20 protein-coding genes are annotated in these 19,901 nt (G+C 64.3%); 11 read left to right on the top strand and 9 right to left on the bottom strand.

Annotated features, from left to right (window positions below):
- The first annotated feature begins 12 nt into the window (after positions 1 to 12).
- The gene (locus WBA38_RS02670) at positions 13 to 360 is read left to right on the top strand and encodes a metal-sensitive transcriptional regulator (protein WP_424294809.1); all 348 of its coding nucleotides are present in this window, start codon (positions 13 to 15) and stop codon (positions 358 to 360) included.
- 88 nt (positions 361 to 448) lie between these two features.
- On the top strand, positions 449 to 655 hold the full coding sequence (locus WBA38_RS02665; RefSeq protein WP_424294807.1) for a heavy-metal-associated domain-containing protein: 207 nt from the start codon (positions 449 to 451) through the stop codon (positions 653 to 655).
- On the opposite strand, the gene WBA38_RS02660 is transcribed toward WBA38_RS02665, so the two are convergent.
- Positions 640 to 816, bottom strand: coding sequence for a hypothetical protein (locus WBA38_RS02660; RefSeq protein WP_424294806.1), 177 nt, complete (start codon positions 814 to 816; stop codon positions 640 to 642). The genes WBA38_RS02665 and WBA38_RS02660 overlap by 16 nt on opposite strands.
- A gap of 2 nt (positions 817 to 818) precedes the next feature.
- On the opposite strand from WBA38_RS02660, the gene WBA38_RS02655 reads away from it, so the two are divergent.
- Entirely contained in the window at positions 819 to 3,080 is a 2,262-nt protein-coding gene (locus tag WBA38_RS02655) for a heavy metal translocating P-type ATPase (protein ID WP_424321981.1), read from the top strand.
- A gap of 41 nt (positions 3,081 to 3,121) precedes the next feature.
- Here the strand turns inward: WBA38_RS02655 and WBA38_RS02650 are convergent, their stop codons facing one another.
- The 3 genes from WBA38_RS02650 to WBA38_RS02640 form a co-directional block, all read right to left on the bottom strand.
- Entirely contained in the window at positions 3,122 to 3,778 is a 657-nt protein-coding gene (locus tag WBA38_RS02650; RefSeq protein WP_424321980.1) for an ABC transporter ATP-binding protein, read from the bottom strand.
- A complete protein-coding gene (locus WBA38_RS02645; protein ID WP_424294800.1) occupies positions 3,775 to 4,848 on the bottom strand; it encodes an ABC transporter permease in 1,074 nt (357 codons plus the stop codon). The genes WBA38_RS02650 and WBA38_RS02645 overlap by 4 nt, the downstream gene beginning before the upstream one ends.
- A gap of 85 nt (positions 4,849 to 4,933) precedes the next feature.
- On the bottom strand, positions 4,934 to 5,512 hold the full coding sequence (locus WBA38_RS02640) for a TetR/AcrR family transcriptional regulator (protein WP_424294798.1): 579 nt from the start codon (positions 5,510 to 5,512) through the stop codon (positions 4,934 to 4,936).
- Between the two features lie 97 nt (positions 5,513 to 5,609).
- On the opposite strand from WBA38_RS02640, the gene rraA reads away from it, so the two are divergent.
- Entirely contained in the window at positions 5,610 to 6,098 is a 489-nt protein-coding gene (gene rraA, locus WBA38_RS02635) for a ribonuclease E activity regulator RraA (RefSeq protein ID WP_424294796.1), read from the top strand.
- A gap of 36 nt (positions 6,099 to 6,134) precedes the next feature.
- Positions 6,135 to 7,688: a succinic semialdehyde dehydrogenase gene (locus WBA38_RS02630; protein WP_424321979.1), complete on the top strand. Its 1,554-nt coding sequence runs from the start codon at positions 6,135 to 6,137 to the stop codon at positions 7,686 to 7,688.
- A gap of 35 nt (positions 7,689 to 7,723) precedes the next feature.
- Here WBA38_RS02630 and WBA38_RS02625 read toward each other — a convergent pair whose 3' ends face one another.
- Both WBA38_RS02625 and WBA38_RS02620 read right to left on the bottom strand, forming a co-directional pair.
- Entirely contained in the window at positions 7,724 to 8,923 is a 1,200-nt protein-coding gene (locus WBA38_RS02625) for an NAD(P)/FAD-dependent oxidoreductase (RefSeq protein WP_424321978.1), read from the bottom strand.
- 39 nt (positions 8,924 to 8,962) lie between these two features.
- Positions 8,963 to 9,445: an Lrp/AsnC family transcriptional regulator gene (locus tag WBA38_RS02620; protein ID WP_424296758.1), complete on the bottom strand. Its 483-nt coding sequence runs from the start codon at positions 9,443 to 9,445 to the stop codon at positions 8,963 to 8,965.
- Between the two features lie 158 nt (positions 9,446 to 9,603).
- On the opposite strand from WBA38_RS02620, the gene pdhA reads away from it, so the two are divergent.
- From pdhA to WBA38_RS02605, 3 genes are read left to right on the top strand one after another with little or no spacing between them, the layout of a single operon-like run.
- On the top strand, positions 9,604 to 10,698 hold the full coding sequence (gene pdhA, locus WBA38_RS02615) for a pyruvate dehydrogenase (acetyl-transferring) E1 component subunit alpha (RefSeq protein ID WP_424296760.1): 1,095 nt from the start codon (positions 9,604 to 9,606) through the stop codon (positions 10,696 to 10,698).
- Positions 10,698 to 11,705 carry an alpha-ketoacid dehydrogenase subunit beta gene (locus WBA38_RS02610; RefSeq protein ID WP_424296761.1) on the top strand — a complete coding sequence of 336 codons (1,008 nt, stop codon included), beginning with the start codon at positions 10,698 to 10,700 and terminating at the stop codon, positions 11,703 to 11,705. The genes pdhA and WBA38_RS02610 overlap by 1 nt, the downstream gene beginning before the upstream one ends.
- Positions 11,706 to 11,714: 9 nt before the next feature.
- The gene (locus WBA38_RS02605; RefSeq protein WP_424321977.1) at positions 11,715 to 12,935 is read left to right on the top strand and encodes a dihydrolipoamide acetyltransferase family protein; all 1,221 of its coding nucleotides are present in this window, start codon (positions 11,715 to 11,717) and stop codon (positions 12,933 to 12,935) included.
- Between the two features lie 21 nt (positions 12,936 to 12,956).
- Here the strand turns inward: WBA38_RS02605 and WBA38_RS02600 are convergent, their stop codons facing one another.
- Entirely contained in the window at positions 12,957 to 13,685 is a 729-nt protein-coding gene (locus tag WBA38_RS02600) for a cutinase family protein (protein ID WP_424296765.1), read from the bottom strand.
- 4 nt (positions 13,686 to 13,689) lie between these two features.
- Positions 13,690 to 14,415: a DUF6474 family protein gene (locus tag WBA38_RS02595; RefSeq protein ID WP_424296767.1), complete on the bottom strand. Its 726-nt coding sequence runs from the start codon at positions 14,413 to 14,415 to the stop codon at positions 13,690 to 13,692.
- Positions 14,416 to 14,559: 144 nt separating this feature from the next.
- Between WBA38_RS02595 and WBA38_RS02590 the strand changes: the two genes are divergently transcribed.
- The gene (locus tag WBA38_RS02590; RefSeq protein WP_424321976.1) at positions 14,560 to 16,197 is read left to right on the top strand and encodes a TM0106 family RecB-like putative nuclease; all 1,638 of its coding nucleotides are present in this window, start codon (positions 14,560 to 14,562) and stop codon (positions 16,195 to 16,197) included.
- Here WBA38_RS02590 and WBA38_RS02585 read toward each other — a convergent pair.
- Positions 16,194 to 16,913 (bottom strand): TMEM165/GDT1 family protein, encoded by a 720-nt coding sequence (locus tag WBA38_RS02585; RefSeq protein WP_424295506.1) that lies wholly within the window; start codon positions 16,911 to 16,913, stop codon positions 16,194 to 16,196. The two genes, WBA38_RS02590 and WBA38_RS02585, sit on opposite strands and share 4 nt — an antisense overlap.
- Before the next feature lie 160 nt (positions 16,914 to 17,073).
- Between WBA38_RS02585 and WBA38_RS02580 the strand changes: the two genes are divergently transcribed.
- Positions 17,074 to 19,101: a DUF2232 domain-containing protein gene (locus WBA38_RS02580; RefSeq protein WP_424321975.1), complete on the top strand. Its 2,028-nt coding sequence runs from the start codon at positions 17,074 to 17,076 to the stop codon at positions 19,099 to 19,101.
- On the top strand, positions 19,101 to 19,850 hold the full coding sequence (locus WBA38_RS02575) for an energy-coupling factor transporter transmembrane component T family protein (RefSeq protein ID WP_424321974.1): 750 nt from the start codon (positions 19,101 to 19,103) through the stop codon (positions 19,848 to 19,850). Before WBA38_RS02580 ends, WBA38_RS02575 begins: the two co-directional genes overlap by 1 nt.
- The last annotated feature ends 51 nt before the right edge of the window (positions 19,851 to 19,901 follow it).

Below are 19,901 nucleotides of genomic sequence, written 5' to 3'. Positions count from 1 at the left end.
GGGGGTATCCGAATGCAGGAGTACGGAGTGGAAATGGCCACCGATACGCACGCCGCCAAGCATCAGGATGAGCACGAACATCACGGGTACATTCCGGAAAAGGAAAAGTTTGTCCGTCGGCTCAAGCTGATCGAAGGTCAGGCGCGTGGACTGCAACGCATGGTCGACGAAGAGGCCTACTGCATCGACATCTTGACGCAGGTCTCGGCAATGACCAAGGCCTTGGAATCGGTCGGGCTCGGACTCCTGCACGCCCACATGGATCACTGTGTGGTCGAAGCCGCCCGTGAATCCGACGAAGCCGCCGCGGCCAAGGTTGAGGAAGCCATGAAGGCCATCACTCGCCTCGTTAAGTCCTAGGCAGGCAAAGAGCGGGCCCACGACCCCGCGGCGTAAGCCAACATCCACGTACATACCTGTAACTGAGCAACATCGAGGAGAAGAAATCATGAGCGAAACCACCACCGTCACTGTCACCGGCATGACCTGCGGCCACTGTGCGGCCTCGGTACGCGAAGAGATTTCCGAAATTCCGGGCGTCCAGCAGGTCGATGTCGACGTAGACAGTGGTCGCGTCGACATCACCAGTGACTCGCCGCTCGATCCGGCCGTCGTCGACGCTGCCGTCGTCGAAGCCGGCTACCAGATCCAGTGACCGAGCTGTCGAGCCCGGTCGCGCGGATCGTCGCATTCGCCGCCGGGCTCGCGATCGTTTTCGGGGCGGCCTTCGGTGTCGGCAAGGCCGTCGGGCCTTGGGACAACGATCAGCAGCCCTCGCATAGCCAAATGGTCGACCACCAAGAGGAAGGGACTCACCCATGACTCGGGCAGCAGCCGCTGATCGCGAAGTGGACCTCGAACTCATCGGAATGACCTGCGCGTCATGCGCCAACCGCATTGAACGCAAACTCAACAAGCTCGACGGCGTTACCGCCACCGTGAACTACGCGACCGAACAGGCACACGTCGAATTTGCCGAGGCCTTGACACCCGATGACCTCATCGAGGCCGTCCGGTCCGCAGGTTATGACGCGCAGAAGGTAGTTCCGCCATCGGTCACCACTGATACCTCCGACGCCGACGGTGAGCCGGTGGCGACACGGGCCGAGACCGAGCTCGCCTCGCTGCGTCAGCGGCTGATCGTCTCGGCCATCCTGTCACTGCCGGTCATCGTCCTCGCCATGGTTCCCGCCTGGCAGTTTACGAACTGGCAGTGGTTGTCGTTGACGCTCGCCGCACCGGTCGTGGTGTGGGGCGCGTTGCCCTTCCACCGCGCTGCGTTCGCGAGCGCCCGCCACGGAACCACCACGATGGACACCTTGGTGTCGGTGGGTACGCTTGCCGCGTTCGGGTGGTCCATCTACGCCCTGTTCTGGGGCGACGCCGGGGTTCCCGGAATGACCCACGGCTTCGACCTCATCGCCTCCCGGGGCGACGGATCGTCAAATATCTACCTCGAGGCCGCCGCCGGTGTCACCACCTTCTTACTGGCCGGCCGCTATTTCGAGAAGCGATCGAAGCTCCGCGCTGGCGACGCTCTGCGCGCCCTCGCCGAAGTCGGCGCTAAAGACGTGACGGTGCTGCGTGCCGGACGCGAGGTTACAATTCCGATTGGTGAACTCGCCGTCGGGGAACGCTTTGTGGTGCGGCCCGGTGAAAAGATCGCGACCGACGGTGTTGTGGTCGCCGGTGCATCGGCGGTCGACCAGTCGATGCTGACCGGTGAGTCCATGCCCGTCGAGGTGTCCGTCGATGACAAGGTGGTCGGCGGAACCGTCAACGCGCACGGTCGCCTTGAAGTTGAGGCAAACGCGGTCGGTGCCGATACCGCGCTGGCGCAGATGGCCAAAATGGTCGCCGATGCGCAGGCGGGAAAAGCGCAGGTGCAGAGGCTCGCCGACCGGATCTCCGCCTACTTCGTGCCGGTCGTCATCGCCATCGCCGCAGGTGTCCTCGGCTTCTGGCTCGGCGTCGGCGGGGGACTGACCCTCGCCATGACCGCTGCGGTTTCGGTGCTGGTGATCGCCTGCCCGTGCGCCCTCGGCTTGGCAACGCCGACCGCATTGATGGTCGGTACAGGTCGCGGCGCGCAACTTGGCATCCTGCTGAAGGGCCCGGAAGTTCTCGAGTCCACTCGCGCTGTCGATACGGTGGCGCTCGATAAGACCGGAACCGTCACCACCGGCGAGATGACCGTGCACGACGTCATCGCCGCCGACGGTGTGGATGCCGACGACATGCTGGCACGGGCCGCGGCCGTCGAAGAGAACTCGGAGCACCCGATCGGCCGTGCCGTCGTCGACCGCGCGACTGTCCGGGGACTAGACCTCCCCAACACTGCGGACTTCCGCAACCTGGCCGGTGCCGGCGTAACCGCCGTCATCGACGGCTTGCGCGTCACCGTTACGGGGCCGCGCGATGTGCCGGTCCCGCTCGACGATCGGATGGGCCAAGTGGTCGCTGAGGCATCAGCGCGCGGCGCGACACCCGTTGTCGTGACCTACCTCGACAGCATCGCAGGCGTGATTGTCGTGGCCGACACGGTGAAACCGACGTCGGCTGCTGCCATCGCCGAGCTCAAGCGCATGGGGCTGCGGCCAGTGCTGCTGACCGGCGACAATGCCGGTGCTGCCGCACATGTCGCCGCCCAGGTAGGCATCGACGAAGTCATCGCCGATGTGACCCCGGACGGCAAGGTCGACGCCATCGCCCGCCTGCATGCCGAAGGTCGCGTGGTCGCGATGGTCGGAGACGGCGTCAACGATGCGGCAGCGCTGGCCTCGGCCGATCTAGGTATCGCCATGGGAACCGGTACCGACGTCGCGATCGAGGCGGGCGACCTGACGGTCGTCAGCGGCGATCTGTGGGCCGTCGTTGATGCGATTGCGCTGGCACGCAAAACGCTTGGCACCATCAAGGGGAATCTGTTCTGGGCTTTCGCCTACAACGTGGCAGCCCTTCCGCTGGCGGCAGCGGCGCTGCTGAACCCCATGATGGCTGGCCTCGCGATGGCGTTCTCGTCGGTCTTCGTCGTCGCGAACAGTCTGCGTCTCCGCGGTTTCCGGTCCCGCAGGCAGTAGCAGCACGGCGGTAGCAGCACGGCGGTTGGGGAACTGCCTCCCTACACCGCCGCCAGCGCGATGACGCGATCGGCTGCGTCCATCACCTCGGGGTCATGGGTGGCGATCACCGTAATGCAACCCGATTCGGCGGTGACCCGCTTGATGAGCTCGGTGATCTGGCCAGCCTGACTGCGGTCGACGGCGGCCGTCGGCTCGTCGACCAAGAGGAGCCGTGGTCGGTGGACGATGGCGCGGGCAATCGCCACTCGCTGCCGCTGACCGCCGGACAAACTCTCCGGTCGGGCCTTGAGATGCCCGGACAGGCCGACCTCGTCGAGCAGTTCCACCGCACGCGCACGCGCCTTCGACGGACGCTCGCCAGCAATGGTCGCCATCGCGAGCACCTGGTCCAGAACAGTCAGGCCGGGAAGCAAGTTGCCCGACTGGAAGACGTAACCAATCTGGGTGCGGCGCAATCGGTCACGCTCGCGGACGGACTGCGAGGTCACGTCGGTGCCGTCGAGCATCACGGTGCCCTCGGTCGGCTGACGCAACACGCCGCACACGCCCAACAAGGTCGACTTACCCGACCCGGACGGACCGACAATCGTCGTGACGACACTCGGCTCAAATGACTCGTTGAACTTGTCGAGGATTACTAGGCGTTCCTCGCCGGAACGGTATTCGACGTTGATATTGCGAAGGTCGAGGCTCATCGGGAAGCTCCCAGCATGGTCAAAGGATCGGCGGTCACGACCCAGCGGAGGGTGACGGCAGAACCGACCAGCGAGGCCGCGATCACCGCGAAGGTCGTCGTTGCGAGGGACGAGAACGGAAGGTCAAACGGGACGGCATCGCCAAACAGCAGGCCGAGGCCGTACGCGACGGCCGATCCGAGGATGGTCGCCAGGCCCACCACGATCGCCGCCTGGGCGAGGGTGGTGCCGATCAACGACCACCGCGAGACCCCGAGGGCCCGCTGCAAGGCGTACACGCCCTGTCGCTGCAGCACCCAGACCGCGAAAAACGCGGCGACAATCAGCGGAGCAATCACATAGAGGAACGCCAGGATGGAGTTCATTGTCAGCCGCTCGCCCGAGTACCCGGGCGCGGCCTCAAGCATGGCCTCTTCGGAACTGAGTGTCGTATTGCCGAGCTGTGCGGGCGCATCGCCACCCAGAACGACGATGGCGGCGGCCGTGCCGCGCTGGCGGTCGTTCAAGTCGGTGGTGCCGTAACGAATGGTTCGCCAAGTGTCGAGCGAGGTGTACGCGGCAGGCACGTGGCCGTACGAGATCGTGTCGACGGTCCCAACCACACGCAGCACGATGTCGGTGTTGTCGACGGTGATCTGGTCACCGATGGCGACGCCGTCGTCGAGCAGCTTTGCGGAAACGATGACCTCATTCGGGCCGGTCGTGAGTTTCTCGCCGGTCTTGTTGCCGGGATTGAGCGGGCTGTTCGGATCGATCCCGATGACGGCCATATCGAGCGCGGTGTTCCGGTTCGCCTCACCGTGTGTCAGCGAGATGCCGATGGGGGTGGAGTCGACGTCGGGCAGCGCGGCCCACGCCTGCACGTCCGATTCGGCAATGGTGCTGCGATTGAAGTCGGTCGCGCCGTCGGCGAAGGCCACCGACTTGGCGTTCATTGCCCGCAGGGCGGACACCGTGTCGTTGCCGAGGCCAATGGTGAAGCCGGAGACCATGCCGACCAGAGCGGCGACTAGCGCAACCACCAGGCCTATCATCGCGAACCGCCCCCAGGCGGCTCGCAGTTCGCGCATTGCGATGAACAATTTCCACACCCATCTTTGAGACACCCTGTCGCGAAGAACGGTACAGGACGGCGACGGGGTGTCTCAAAATTGTTTAGCCCGCGTCGACGATAGCCTCGGTCGCACGGCACATAAACTCGATGACCTGGTCGGATGACTGGTCGGGCCCCACTTTATTGAGACTCGCGCCGACCAACGATTCAATCGCCGACACGATCAACTCGGGTTGGCGGGAATCGAGTTGGCCGACGGCATCGTGCAAGACGGCCGAGATCTGCTGATGCAGTTCCACAATGCGGTCCCGGGCCGACTCGGAGATTTTCGCTACGCTCAGAGAACTCTGCAGGGTGTGCTCGCCACTGGCGGCTAGTTCCAGATTGCTCCGCACATACGCCACGACCGCCGCGCGGGCATCGGGCGCGGCCTCAACATCGGCGGCCACGCGCTGTGCCCACTCGGTGAATCCACGAGCGACGACCATATCGACTAGATCGTCGACGGAGGACACGTATCGATAAATGCTGTTGCGGGCGATTCCTGCTTCGGCAGCGACGGAAGCCGCAGTCAGTTTCCGGTCGCCGTCGCTGAGGAGGATGGCCTTGGTGCCGTTGACCAGGGCGGCGAGCACGGCCTCGCGATGTTCGACCACTGAGGCTGCACTGATTTTGGGCACAATCACCGCCTTCCGCTGTTCCGCTGGCGCCGATGGAATGCTACCTGTCGTAACCGACGGTTACGGATAACTTGCGACTCGCCTAGAATTGATACTCATGAGTACGCCGAACTTCACGCCCACTGCCGACCTCGTCGATGAGATCGGTTCCGATGTTCGCAGTTGCGATGCCCAGTTCACCCAGTACGGCGGCAATCGCGAATTTGTCGGTACCGTCACGACCGTCCGCTGCTTCGAAGACAATGCGCTGCTGAAGTCGATTCTCTCCGAATCGAATCCCGGTGGAGTGCTGGTGATTGACGGCGGCGGCTCGGTGCACACCGCGCTTGTCGGCGACATCATCGCCGAACTCGGACGCTCCAACGGCTGGGTCGGCATTATCGCCAACGGTGCCATCCGCGACTCCAAGATGATCGGCGAAATGGCGATCGGCGTCAAAGCCTTCGGCACCAACCCCCGCAAGTCCACCAAGACCGGTGCGGGCGAGCGCGACGTGCCGATCGAACTCGGCGGCGTCACCTTCAATCCCGGCGATCTCGCCTACTCCGACGACGACGGCATCGTCCTCGTCGCGCCTTCTGCCTAGATCTTCTTCCTCCGCTCAACCCTTTAGGAGAACCCCATGCCGAAGCCTTCACCGTCCTACTTCAAGCGTCTCGGCGCTTTGGTCGCCATCGACGACGCGGCATCGCGTCCGACCCGTCCAATCCTGGAGTCGTACAGCGGCGCGGAAATGGCGACCATCCCGGTCGGGACCGCGGAAGATCTCGAACTTGCCGTCTCGCGGGCCCGCGCCGCTCAGGGCGCCTGGGGTGATCGACCCGTCGCCGAGCGCGCCAAGGTTCTCAACACGTTCGCTGAGTTGGTCCACATCAATGCCGACTCTCTCATGGATATCGCGCAGGCCGAGACCGGTAAGGCCCGCATCTACGCGCAAGAAGAAGTGCTCGACGTTGCGATGACCGCCCGGTTCTACGCACAGAACGGTCCCAAGATGCTCGCCGACCGCAAGGTCCCCGGCATGCTTCCCGGAGCGACTGACGTACGTGTCACCTACCAACCCAAGGGCGTTGTTGGCGTTATCAGCCCGTGGAACTACCCGCTGACGCTTGCTGTTTCCGACGCTGTCGCCGCACTTCTCGCGGGCAACGGTGTGGTCATCAAACCCGACAGCAACACCCCGTACTGCGCGCTGGCCCTCGCCGAATTGCTCTACCAGGCTGGCCTGCCGCGCGAACTGTATGCCGTGGTTCCCGGTGCCGGATCGGTCGTTGGTCAGGCGATTGTCGCCACCACCGACTACGTCATGTTCACCGGGTCGTCGGCCACCGGTGCCACCCTCGCCAGCCAGGCGGGTGCACGCCTCATCGGCTTCTCCGCTGAACTCGGCGGCAAAAACCCGATGATCATCACCCGCAACGCCGACATCGACAAGGCTGTCGCCGGTGCCGCCCGCGCTTGCTACTCGAACTCGGGGCAATTGTGCATCTCAATCGAACGCATCTACGTTGACCGCGCGATCTCCGACGAGTTCACCGCCAAGTTCGCGCAGCACGTCAAGGACATGACGCTCGCCGCCACCTACGACTTCTCCGCCGACATGGGCTCGCTCGTCTCGGCTCAGCAGGTCGAGGCGATCGACGCCCACGTCACCGACGCCGTAGCCAAAGGTGCCAAGGTGCTCGCCGGTGGTCGTCGTCGGGCGGACCTTGGGCCCTTCTTCTATGAACCGACCGTCCTTGCCGACGTCACCGACCAGATGGAATGCTTCGGCGACGAGACCTTCGGTCCGCTGGTGTCGCTCTACCCGGTCGACTCCACCGACGAAGCCATCAAGCTCGCCAACGACACCGACTACGGTCTCAACGCCAGCATCTTTGCCGGTAGCGACGCTGAAGCGCAGAAGATCGCGGACCAGATCAATGCCGGCACCGTCAACATCAATGAGGGCTACGCCGCCGCATGGGGCTCCACTGCCGCACCGATGGGCGGCATGGGCATCTCCGGCATGGGCCGTCGCCACGGTGAAGAGGGCCTGCTGAAGTACTGCGAGTCGAAGACCATCGCGACCCAGCGTTTCATCGGCCTCGACGGTATCCGCGGCATCCCGCAGAGCGTCTACCTCAAGGTGACGCCAGCGCTCATCAAGTCGCTGAAGTTCCTGCCGGGACGGTAGCCCGGCGCCGACAGAAGTTGTTGCTTTGGTGGCCGTTAAGCGGCCAATGCTGACCGGTCCGGGGCCAACCCGGCGGCGGTGACGCCGGTGGCGAGCAAGTTGTCGGGCAGGTCTCCCTCCGCAAGCAGGGATGCGCCCGCACGGGCCAACGCCGGAGCCATCTGGATCCCGTACCCGCCCTGGCCAACGAACCAGAACAAGCCATCAACGGTCGGATCGGGGCCGACGGCCGGGCTGCGGTCAACAGTGAACGACCGCAGCCCCGCCCACGATGCCGAAACACTCCGCACCGCGAGGAGAGTCGCCTCATTGAGGCGTTCAATAGCGCGCGCAATCTCCAAGTCGTCCGGCTTCGCATCCGACGGCATAGTCAACGTCTCATCCGCCGGGGAACACAGAAAACCGGCACCATCCGGCTTGAAATAAAAATCCTCACTCGCCGACATTGTCATGGTGCGGTTCACCGCGGTCATGGTGCGGTTGACCGCAGACGCGCTGGCACTCGGCAAATCACGCGGAGCCGGAACCATAAAGGCGGTCCGCCGCAGGGGTGCAATCCCAATCGGGGCGGCACCGAACGTTGTCGCGACCTCGTCGCACCACGCGCCCGCAGCGTTCACCACGGTGCAGGCGCGGTGTTCGTTGCCAGCAGCGTCCGTCAGCACCCACAACGACCCTTCGCGTCGTGCAGCGACAACGCCCGCCGACCGCTTCACCACCCCGCCGCGCTGTCGCAGTCCACGCAGATATCCCTGATGAAGACCGTGAACGTCCAGCTCCAGTGACCCGTAGTCGACCATCGCGAGTGCGGTGTAGCCCGGCCGCAACATCGGATTGAGCGCCTCCGCGCTGGCACCGTTGACCAGTTCGATCGTCGACGCCGCCGGTCCGTGCACCGTCCGATATTGCTCCCGCAAACCGGGAACCTCGGTGTCGTTCGCGACGATCAGCAGCGGCAGGTCGGCAATCAGTGGGCCGTCCACAAAGTCGGGCGGCGAAAGGAAGAAATCGCGGCTCGCGCGAGTGATCGCGCGGACCGTCGAATTGCCGTAGCTCTCCAAAAAGGTGGCGGCAGACCGACCAGTCGTGTGGAAGGCCAGCGTCGACTCCCGTTCAACTATCGCCACGCTGCGATGTTCGGCCAGCTCATAGGCGATGGAAACCCCGGCGATTCCACCGCCAATCACGATGACGTCGAAACTACTGTTCACCTGGACTCCCCTCGACCCGGTCATGGTTCACGGTGATGCGACGAAGTGCTCCTAAATCCCAGGCTAGCCCGGCTCGTTCTGACCGGCGAGGCGGTCGATCAGCGGCAACATCCGATAGGGGATAGCCTCGTGCATCACGACCGAGACCGTGGTGCGCTCCACGCCGGGCACGGCCAGGATGTAGCCGGCGATTCGATAGAGGTCGTCGGCGTCGGCGGCGGCGACGAGCAATTGCAGGTCGGCAATACCAGAAATGCCGACGGCCTCCAGGACTTCGGGAATCCCATCGAGTTGATCGACGACTTCCTCAAGGCGATGCTGATCGACGACAACCGCAATGTAGGCGCGCAGTGGGAAGCCCAGGTCGCGGGGCCGCACCCGGCGATCGAACGGGGCCAGCAGGCCCTCGGTTTCCCACCTGCCCAGCCGTGCCTGGACGGTATTGCGGGCCATGGCAACGAGCCCGGCGAGTTGTACGCCGGAAGCTCGCGGGAACTCACAGAGGGCTCGGAGGATGCGCGCGTCGGTCCGATCGATGGTGGCCATACAGCACAGTATGGCCCGTCCAGCGTGGCAAATATTGGGCACTTTGATCAATCTAAGAAAGCGTCCTTGTGCAAGCTGCGGTGAATTGAGACGCTTGCCACAGGTATTCGAGGCAGTCCGAGTGCGATCCACGCGGATGTTCTCATCAGGAGGCTGATATGTCTGACCTAGACGACACCGTCCAACTCATCACGATCGCTGGCGAACGCCACATCCATCCCGACTTCTCCACCTACGTCGAAGATATCGGCACCGGTGAACTGCGCAAACTGTACGAGGACATGGTGGTTGTGCGGCGCATCGACGCCGAAGCGACCGCCCTGCAACGGCAGGGCCAACTCGGTCTGTGGGCCCCGCTGCTCGGGCAAGAAGCCGCGCAGATCGGTTCGGCCCGCGCGCTCGAAGCCGACGACTTCGTGTTTCCCAGCTACCGCGAACACGGCGTCGCCTACTGCCGTGGCGTGGAACTGAAAGAACTGATGCCGTTCTGGCGGGGGACGTCGCTGTCCGGCTGGGATCCTTACCGCTACAACATGGCGACGCCCGCCATCATCATCGGCGCGCAAACGCTGCACGCTGCGGGATACGGAATGGGCATCAATCTTGATGCCGCCAACGAACCCGACGCTGCGAACACTGCCGTGATCACTTACTTCGGTGACGGCGCCACCAGCCAGGGCGACGTCGCCGAGGCGATGGGTTTCGCCGCTAGCTTCGCCGCGCCCGTCGTCTTCTTCTGCCAGAACAACCAGTGGGCCATCTCCGAGCCGGTCGGAGTGCAGACCAAGGTGCCGATCGCGCGCCGCGGCCACGGCTACGGGATGCCGACCGTCCGGGTCGACGGCAACGACGTCCTCGCCGTCCTCGCCGTCACCCGCGCGGCACTCGAACTCGCGCGTGAAGGCGGTGGCCCCACGTTGATTGAGGCCGTCACGTACCGCCGTGGACCGCACACCACGTCCGACGATCCCACCCGCTATCGCACCGCTGACGACGATGCCGAGTGGATCCGCCGCGACCCCATTGAGCGGATTCGATTGTTCCTGGAAGCGGCCGGGTCCTTGTCGGAGGCCGACATCGCGGCGATCTCCGAGCACGCCGACCAAGCGGCCGCTGAGCTGCGGCGCGGCTGCCTGGCCTTGGCCGATCCGCCAGCCCTGTCGATGTTCGACAACGTGTACTCCGCCCCGCATCCGCTAGTCGACGCCGAACGACGCGACTACGAGGCCTACCTGCAGACTTTGGAGGCGTGATGACTGCCCCGGCCACGGCCGGACCCGTCCAGATGCCACTGGGGAAAGCCATCACGGCGGGCCTGCGACAAGCCCTCACCGACGACCCCAAAGTGGTACTGATGGGCGAGGACATCGGCAAACTCGGCGGCGTCTTCCGTATCACCGACGGGCTGCAAGCCGAGTTCGGCACCAACCGCGTCATCGACACCCCGCTCGCTGAGTCGGGAATCATTGGCTCGGCGGTGGGCCTCGCATTCCGCGGCTATCGACCCGTCTGTGAGATCCAGTTCGATGGCTTCATCTACCCGGCTTTCGACCAGATCGTCGCCCAGGTGGCCAAGCTTCACTATCGGACGGCAGGCCATGTGTCGATGCCGATCACCATCCGCGTTCCGTACGGCGGCGGGATCGGGGCCGTCGAGCATCACTCCGAATCGCCCGAAGGCTACTTCGCGGCGACCGCCGGATTACGGGTGGTGACCTGCAGTAATGCGGCCGATGCGCACACGATGATTCAGCAGGCGATCGCCTCCGACGATCCCGTCCTGTTTTTTGAACCGAAGCGCCGCTACTGGGAGAAGGGCGACGTCGATCTGGCGGCGAAGGCTGCCGACGGATTCCCGCTCCACAAGGCGCGCGTGGTTCGGCCAGGGACAGATCTGACGCTGGTGGTCTACGGCCCGCTCGTGACGACCGGCTTGCAGGCGGCGACCGTCGCCGAAGAGGAAGGCAGGTCCATTGAGGTGATCGACCTGCGATCGATTTCGCCGCTCGACACCGACACCGTGGCCGAGTCGGTTCGCAAGACCGGACGCTTGGTCATCGCACATGAGGCACCTGTCTTTATGGGGGTAGGCGCCGAACTCGCGTCGCGCATCATGACCGAGTGCTTCTACTCGCTGGAAGCCCCCGTCGAACGGGTTGGTGGCTTCGCGATGCCGTACCCGCCGGCCAAGTTGGAGAAGCATTTTCTACCCGACGTCGATCGCATCCTCGACGCCGTCGACCGCTCGCTAGACGCCTGAGGAGGCGGCATGTCTGTCATCTCCACGTTCAATCTGCCGGATCTCGGGGAGGGTCTCACCGATGCCGACCTGGTGCGATGGGAGGTCGCCGTCGGCGACACCATTGAACTCAACCAGGTGATAGCCGAAGTTGAAACGGCCAAGGCCGCAGTCGAATTGCCGTCCCCGTATGCGGGCACCGTCGTGAAACTGCATGCCGAACCGGGTAACACCGTCGAAGTTGGAAGCCCGTTTATCGACGTTGAGATGGAGGGGGAGGCCGCGGCCGTCGAGCCGGTATCGGAACCTGAACCTGCCGCTGAGCGCACTCCGGTCCTCGTTGGGTATGGGGTGGCGCAGGAGGAGGGGAGTCGGCGGAAGAAGCGATCCGCGTTGGCGTCGCCGCCGGTGCGCAAGCTCGCCCGTGAGGCAGGGGTGGATCTCGCGGCGGTGGTCGCGACTGGCTCGTCGGGGCAGGTGACGCGTGACGATCTCGATGCGCATCTGGGCCGCGTTGAAGAACCGACTGCTCCCGCTGAGCTCGATAATGGCGCCGAGGAACGCACGCCGATTCGCGGGGTCCGCAAGCACACGGCCGAGGCGATGGTGCAGAGTGCGTTTACCGCGCCGCATGTCACCGAGTTTGTCGACGTCGACGTGACCCCGATGATGGATCTGCTCGACAAACTCGCTTCGCATCCACGCTTTGCCGGGGTCCGTCTGACGCCGTTGACGATGGTCGCGAAAGCGCTCCTCGTCGCGCTGAGGACAAATGAGTCGCTGAATTCCACGTGGGATGAGCAAGCCCAGGAAATCGTCACCAAGCATTACGTGAACTTGGGGATTGCCGCCGCGACCCCGCGCGGACTTATGGTCCCGAACATTAAGGATGCCGATCGACTGAGCTTGCGGCAGTTGGCGAGCGCGCTGTCGGAGTTGACGGCGGTCGCGAAGGAAGGCACCACGCCGCCGTCGGATTTGGTTGGCGGCACCATCACGATCACCAACATTGGCGTCTTCGGGATCGATTCGGGTACCCCGATCCTCAACCCCGGAGAGGCAGCGATCCTGTGCTTCGGTGCCGTTCGACGCCGCCCGTGGGAATGGGAAGGCGAGATTGCTTTGCGTCAGGTCACAACACTGAGCCTGTCGTTCGACCACCGCCTCGTCGATGGCGAAGAGGGCTCCCGCTTCCTCGCCACCGTCGCCGACGTGCTGTCGGACCCGCTGTCGTTGATCGCGTTGAGCTAGCCGGGTTAATGCTGAAGGTGCTTACAGGTGCCGGGCGACGAAGTTCGCGGCCTGGTCGGTCATGCCGTTGACCGGGTACAGCAGGTGGAGGCCGTTGGGGCCGCCGAGGGGAGCGCCGTTGCAGATGGTGTCACCAGCGATGCAGTAACGGACTGTCCGGTTGCGGTACACCGACTGCGGCTCGATCGGTGGGGCGCCGGCATCGCGGATAAAGCGGGCCGACGGCGTGCCGAACTGAACGACAGCCGCAATGTGCGACGCCAGCTCGGCTGGCAGCGGTGCGGGCACGTAACGGTCGTACTGCTTGTACTTCGCGGGGATCTTGAACTCCGAACTGATCGTGTAACCGATCAGGGCGGCGCCCTGCGAGTAGCCGCCGAGGACGATCTTGGTGTCCGGGCACGCGGCCGCGATTGCCTTGATGCGGCGCTGTGCGGTCCTCATGCCTTCCACAAACGACTCGGCAAACTTCAGCTTCTCGCTGAAGTCAGCACTCGCCGCGTAGTTCACCGCTTCGACGCGGACCGACTTGCCCGGCAGGCGCTTCTCCAGCGAATTACCGAAGGCGATTCCGGTGACGCCGAGCGGCGGGGCGGTCTCGGCGGTGCCACGCGCAAACAGGACGTGTACGTCGGCGCACTTCCCCGGTGCAGCGCCCGCGGGGGTGCCTCCCGTCGTCGAACTGCCGGCGATGAGGCCCGCAACAGCAACGAAGAGGCACGACAGGACAACTAGAATGCGACGCATCATCCGGTCAGCCTACATCTGACGTGTTGACGTGGAGGCGCGCCAGGAGATCGTTGTCGATGGCAGTCAGTTCGTTGTCGATGGCACGTTGCGCATTGCGACGCTGCGCCGAAGGCATCGTGTCGGCGGCGTCGACGGCAACCTGCAAGTTGTCTAACCGGTCGGCCATTGCGGCGACGAAAGTCTGCCCCTCGGCCGACTTTTGCAGAGCCGCGACCTCGTCGGCGGTGGCTCGGCTCGAGGCAATGCGGGCGCGCAATGGTGCGCTCGGTCCACCGTATTGCGTGAGCAAGGACGCCGGAACGCCAGCGCGACGGGCCTGCAGGGCCGTCACCTGACCGCGCGCACCAATGGCGGCGCGGTACGCAATCGGCACCACGATCGGCGCGACCATGCGCGCCACCGTCAGGTACCGCTTCAGTTTGGCGGGGGTAAACATGGCGGCTGCCGCGTCGGCCTTCGCCTGCTCGGCAATCGTTTTGGCCTCGGCCTTGGCAACCTTTTGCTGAGCCTTGCCGCTGCTCTTGGCCGTTTTCCGTTCTTGCTTCTGCGACCGCTTGTGGAACTTGTGCTCGTCCTTGAGTTGCTGCTTCTTGACGGCGCGATCAGCGCTCGATTCGGCCTTGGCCTGCACTTTGGCGCGAGCATGAATCGCCTTGGCTTCAGCTTTGCGAACCTTTTTGTCGGCCTTGCGCGTAGCCCGCGTGGAACCCTTTGATGAGAGCAACCCCATGACGACCTTTCCGTCGGATAAATCGACTGCTTCGATCAGATGTCACAAGCTTTGCATAGTCTCAATGGGTAATGAACAACTCGGCCCCAAGAGGAATCAACGGGTGGCGGGTGTAGCCGAGAAGTATGAGCGGAGGCCGATCACGTGAGATCTGCGATTTTGGGAGCGCGGAACCTCACCGGCTGTGAACACCGGTTGGCTCTCGACTTCACGGTCGAGCAAGAACGTGACGCCGCGGAGACGGCGGAGGCGAATCGTCGCATCGACGCGGCGCAGGCACACCGCCGGGCGGTCATCGACCGCATCCGCGGATTTCAGTGTGGCCGCGCGGGCGCGGCCGTCGTGATTGAAGCGCCAGACCATCGCGGACGAGTCGCCGCGACTCAAGAAGCGATGTCCGCCGGTGTGGAATGGATTTTGAACGCGACGCTGCCCACCGACTACGACCGCGGTCGTCGGGGTCACTCCGAGGTGCTCCTGCGCGTCGGCGACGGCTACCTGCCGATCATCGTCGTGAACCATCGCGTCACCACCACCGTCGCCCAACCGCGCGAAGGTGAAATTCCGACGCTGCAAACCAGCCCGATGTTCGGCTGGCATCCCGAACCGGACGCCACCAGGGCGTTTCGCAGTCAACGTCGCGACGTCATGCGGTTGGCGCACCTGGCGGCGATGCTCGACGACCTCGGCCAACTCAACGTGCCACGCGAGGAATGTGTGGGCGGTCTCATCGGCCTCGACGCCGACTGCATGGTGGTGGTGCCGTTGGGTGAGGGCACCGAAGACTACGACGAAAGTTTCGCCCGCCGCCTCGCTATCGCGAAGGGGCAAATTCCCACGCAGTCGCGCAAGGTCAGCGAATGTCGCAGCTGCCACTGGTGGCCGCGCTGCGAAGCCGAACTCATTGAGCGCCGCGACGTCTCACTCGTGGTCGGTGGTAACCAGGGGGCGGTCCTCCGAGATGCGGGGATCACGACCGTTGATCAACTCGCCAACTACCGGGGCCTGGCACCGGTCGATTGGACCGGTGCCATCGCGTTCAACGACACCATCGTCTCCGCCAAATGTTGGGTTCGTGACATTCCACTGGTTCGCCGCCTGGAGCGTCCGCGTGTGCAGCGCGCCGACATCGAGGTCGACGTCGACATGGAGAGCTATTCCGAGCGCGGTGCGTACATGTGGGGCACCCTCCTGACCGACAACACGGATGCGGCGCGACCGGTGGTTTACCGTCCCTTCGTGACCTGGGAACCTTTGCCGACCACCGACGAAGGTCGTTCGTTTGCGGAGTTCTGGTCGTGGCTGATGGACGAGCGCGCCGCGGCGCACGCTGCGGGCAAAACTTTCGCCGCCTACTGCTACTCGCAACACGCAGAGAACCGTTGGCTGCGTGGGAGCGCTGATCGATTCGCGGGGATGCCGGGCATTCCCTCACGTCAGACGATCGACACTTTCATCGCTTCGCGCGAGTGGGTCGACATCTTCGAGGCCGTCGGCTCTAACTTCATCTGCCCGAAGGGTAAGGGCCTCAAGCGGATTGCGCCGGTCGCCGGGTTCGGCTGGCGGGACAGCGAGGCAAGCGGCGAGGCATCGATGGAGTGGTACGCGGCGGCCGTCGCGCTCGACGGTGCCGCGCGGGACGAAACCCAGCGCGATCGTCTCCTCATGTACAACGAGGACGACGTGCAGGCCACCAAGGTGCTGCGCGAATGGATGGCGTCCGACGATGTGCTCGCACTGCCGTTTGCGCCCGACTTGCTGGCCGAAAACCTGCCCGGCTAGCCGACCTGGTGGACGTCCGGCGCACAAGCCTTGCGTGCGGCGAGTTCGCGCCGTCGACGGCGGTGCGTCGTGTTGATCCACACCACGCCTGCGGCCGTGATGAGGGCGGCGACCGGAACAGTGACCGCGACCAGCGTGGCGGACGCACCGGAGAGTCCCTCCACCAGTAGCCACACGGCGAATGCGAAGAACAAGCATGCGGCACCGATCGCAATTGTGCGTTCGGGGAGGTGCTTACCCAAGACACGGCCAACCACGATTGCCAGAGCATCGGCGGCCACCATGCCGATGGTGGAGCCAATCCACACACCGACCCAGTCGTGGTCGGTCGCGAGGGTAATGGTGGCGAGCATTGTCTTGTCGCCAAGCTCGGCGAGCATGAACGAACTCATCACCGCCAAGAACACCGACCTGCCGACTCGCGCGGCACGACCGGCTTCCTCGTCGTCGAGTTCGTCGCCGCGTAGCGTCCAGAGCCCAAAGACCAGCATCGACAAGCCGGCGAGCACCGACATTAAGTCCGTCGGAATCGACAAGCCCAAGAAATGCCCGAAGAACACCGAGATCGCGTGAACCAGAGTGGTCGCGGCCAAGATGGCGCTCAAGACCACCCACCAGCGGTACCGGAGGGCATAGGTCATCGCCATTAGCTGGGACTTATCGCCCAACTCAGCGACGAAAATGATGCCCATGCTGAGCATCAGTGCAGAGAACATTGCTCCACGCTAGGACGAGGCGCAAGCCACATGCAACACCTCCGAAGTTCGGAAAACTGCTGGTAGGTGGGCCAAATTAGGGGATTCGGGGACCCTCAACTATCTCGCGCGGGTGGCCGGTGAATCGGAGTGCGGAATGCCGACCGGGCACAATGGACAAGTGGTCAGCAAAGCAATCGACGCCCCGACGGTGCCGACAGGAAAACTGCGCGCCCGTGAAATCGCCGCAATCGCGATTTTCAGCGGTCTGACAGTGGTCCCGGCCGTCATCGTCACCGTGGTCCCGCTCGCGGCGGCGCTGGGCTTCATGACGCCGGTTCCCGTCGCCCTACTCGCCGCGAGAACCCGACTGCGCGCGGTCACCGCCGCGATCGTCACGACGGTCAGCGTCACCTTCGTCATCGCGGGCCTCGGTGCCGCGTTCGGTGTGCTGGCGTCGGTCGTCATGGGTGGCCTGGTTGGCGAAGTGCATCGCCGCGGCGGTCGTGGGGTCGCGATGTTCGTCATGTCGCTGATTGCCGCACCCATCCTCGCGGGCCTCTCGGTGGTCCTCATGTGGGTGCTGGTGCCGCTGCGGAAACTGGCGTTGGAGATCCTCGACAACGTCCTGACCGGCATTGCGAAGACGGCCCGCGCGGTGAAGCTCGACGCGGTCGGCGACGCGATGGACGCGCTCGCGCGCAATGTGGTCGAAAACTGGTGGCTGTGGATGTGGATTCCCGGCATCGTCGGCTCGTTGATCGCGCTGTGGATAGCCGCCTGGCTGCTGAGCAAGGTGCTCGACCGCCTCGACGAAGTTCCCCTCGAAGACACTCTCGAAGTAGCGGGCATTGTCGATGGTGATCTGCCCGTCGCTCCGCTTCCACTGCGGATGGCTGGTGTTGGCTACACCTATCCGGGGATCGACCGGCAGGTAATGTTCGGCATCGACCTGACACTGTCGTCGGGCGAGTTTGTCGCGATCGTTGGTGCTAACGGATCCGGCAAGTCGACGTTGTCGAAGCTTCTCTCTGGCGTGGAACCGACCATCGGCATCGTCGACCGTCCCGGTGCCCCAGGTCTCGGCAAGCAAGGCGGTACGGCGCTTGTCCTGCAGCGTCCGGAAGCGCAGATGCTTGGTGCGCGCGTCGCCGACGACCTCGTGTGGGGACTCCCCGTCGGTACCGAAGTAGACGTAGACGGGCTCCTCGAGGAGGTTGGACTCGCGGGCCTCGGCGACCGCGAAACCACCGACCTGTCCGGCGGACAGCAGCAACGACTGGCCGTGGCCGCCGCACTGGCGCGCGACCCACAACTGCTGATCGCCGACGAAGTGACCTCGATGGTCGACCCAGTGGGGCGCGCCGAACTCATCAGCATTCTGGCCGAACTCCCGCGCCGTCGGGCCATCACCGTGGTGCTCATTACGCATCGCGATTCGGAAGCACGTGCCGCCGACCGGGTGATTCACCTTGAGGCCGGGCGCGTGGTGGAACACCACCCAGAATGGATGCGCCCCGAAGCGGGCAGTGCACCGCTCCGGCAACTACACGACGAAGACGGTCGAGCATTGCTGGTGGTGCGCGACCTGCACCACGTGTACTTGGAAGGGTCGCCGTGGGAAGTCACCGGCCTCAAATCGGTGAACATGCAGGTCAACGAGGGTGATGGTTTGCTCATCGTCGGCGGCAACGGATCGGGCAAGTCGACGCTCGCCTGGATTCTTGCGGGCCTGACGAAACCCACCAGCGGCAGTGTCCTGCTGAAGGGCGAACCCACTTACGATCACGTCGGCGATGTGGGCCTCGGTTTCCAGCACGCACGACTCCAACTACAGAAGGCGACCGTCGCCGACGAGATCATGGCGGTCGGCGGCATCGAAGTCGGGACCACCGAGGTGGGACGAGTGCTGGACCTGGTGGCATTGCCTCGCGAGATTGCGGCCCGCCGGGTCGACGCACTCTCCGGCGGTCAGATGCGACGCGTGGTCCTAGCCTCGTTGATTGCCTCCGACCCGGATCTGCTGGTCCTCGACGAACCGCTCGCCGGACTCGATCCGCAGGCCCGTGAAGAAGTGATCGGCGTACTTGCCGGACTACGTGAGCAGGGCGCGACCATCATCATCATTTCTCACGATCTCGAAGCTCTCGATCGGGTGTGTAACCGTCGACTGGAACTGGTCGACGGCGTGCTGGAAGGCGGCCTGTGATGCAGATTCCGATGCTTCGCGAGATTCCCGGTGACTCACCCGTGCACCGCCTGTGGGCTGGTAGCAAATTGCTCATTATCCTGGCGCTCGGCCTCATGACGTGGGTGTTGCCGTCGTGGCCGGGCCTGGGATTCGTCGCAATCTGCCTGATCATTTTTGTCGTGGTCGCAAAGATTCCGCTGGGGGCGCTGCCTCGTCCGCCGTGGTGGTTCTGGCTGCTGATGGCCGTGACGGTGGCGTGGTCGTGGGTGGCGCGAGGCAGCGACGGCGGCATCACCGCGTTGCGCGGCGTGCTGCTGGGCTTGCTTGTGCTGGCGATGTCGGTGCTGGTGATTTGGACGACGCCGATGGCGGAATTGGCGCCTGCACTGGCGAGACTGATGGCGCCGCTGCGGATCCTCCGACTCCCGGTTGACGAATGGGCGGTCACCATTGCGCTGGCTCTGCGCGGCCTTCCGCTGCTGGTTGAAGAGATGCGTCTGCTGTGGGCAGCGCATCGGATGCGTCCCAAGTCGCGTGCCGATTCCGGGCATCCTTCGGCAGAGATGTCGATTCTCGACATTATTGTCGCGGCGATGTCGTCGGCCATGCGGCGCAGTTCGGAGATGGCCGAAGCCATTACCGCTCGCGGTGGCACCGGCCGTCTCGCGGCGTACCCGTCGCGGCCGGGCCGCATTGACGCAATCGTTTTGACGGTGTTCGCCATCGCGTGCGCGGGCGCCATCACCGTGAGTGTCATGTATCTGTAGGTCAGATTCCCGGGGGCAGGACTTGCGGTTCGCGCCCAACAGATCTTTAGC

It is taken from the genome of Gordonia sp. (in: high G+C Gram-positive bacteria) (assembly GCF_049647785.1).
In the GTDB taxonomy this organism is placed as follows: Bacteria; Actinomycetota; Actinomycetes; order Mycobacteriales; family Mycobacteriaceae; genus Gordonia.
Note: the sequence above shows the minus strand (reverse complement) of the source record. Positions and strands in the feature narration are given on the sequence as shown.

Bases quoted from the DNA above. Each gene is read 5' to 3' on its own strand.
- WBA38_RS02670 (WP_424294809.1), top strand. From the start codon at position 13: ATGCAGGAGTACGGAGTGGAAATGGCCACCGATACGCACGCCGCCAAG.
- WBA38_RS02665 (WP_424294807.1), top strand. From the start codon at position 449: ATGAGCGAAACCACCACCGTCACTGTCACCGGCATGACCTGCGGCCAC.
- WBA38_RS02655 (WP_424321981.1), top strand. From the start codon at position 819: ATGACTCGGGCAGCAGCCGCTGATCGCGAAGTGGACCTCGAACTCATC.
- WBA38_RS02650 (WP_424321980.1), bottom strand. From the start codon at position 3,778: ATGAGCCTCGACCTTCGCAATATCAACGTCGAATACCGTTCCGGCGAG.
- WBA38_RS02645 (WP_424294800.1), bottom strand. From the start codon at position 4,848: ATGCGCGAACTGCGAGCCGCCTGGGGGCGGTTCGCGATGATAGGCCTG.
- rraA (WP_424294796.1), top strand. From the start codon at position 5,610: ATGAGTACGCCGAACTTCACGCCCACTGCCGACCTCGTCGATGAGATC.
- WBA38_RS02630 (WP_424321979.1), top strand. From the start codon at position 6,135: ATGCCGAAGCCTTCACCGTCCTACTTCAAGCGTCTCGGCGCTTTGGTC.
- WBA38_RS02625 (WP_424321978.1), bottom strand. From the start codon at position 8,923: ATGACCGGGTCGAGGGGAGTCCAGGTGAACAGTAGTTTCGACGTCATC.
- WBA38_RS02620 (WP_424296758.1), bottom strand. From the start codon at position 9,445: ATGGCCACCATCGATCGGACCGACGCGCGCATCCTCCGAGCCCTCTGT.
- pdhA (WP_424296760.1), top strand. From the start codon at position 9,604: ATGTCTGACCTAGACGACACCGTCCAACTCATCACGATCGCTGGCGAA.
- WBA38_RS02610 (WP_424296761.1), top strand. From the start codon at position 10,698: ATGACTGCCCCGGCCACGGCCGGACCCGTCCAGATGCCACTGGGGAAA.
- WBA38_RS02605 (WP_424321977.1), top strand. From the start codon at position 11,715: ATGTCTGTCATCTCCACGTTCAATCTGCCGGATCTCGGGGAGGGTCTC.
- WBA38_RS02600 (WP_424296765.1), bottom strand. From the start codon at position 13,685: ATGATGCGTCGCATTCTAGTTGTCCTGTCGTGCCTCTTCGTTGCTGTT.
- WBA38_RS02595 (WP_424296767.1), bottom strand. From the start codon at position 14,415: ATGGGGTTGCTCTCATCAAAGGGTTCCACGCGGGCTACGCGCAAGGCC.
- WBA38_RS02585 (WP_424295506.1), bottom strand. From the start codon at position 16,913: ATGTTCTCTGCACTGATGCTCAGCATGGGCATCATTTTCGTCGCTGAG.
- WBA38_RS02575 (WP_424321974.1), top strand. From the start codon at position 19,101: ATGCAGATTCCGATGCTTCGCGAGATTCCCGGTGACTCACCCGTGCAC.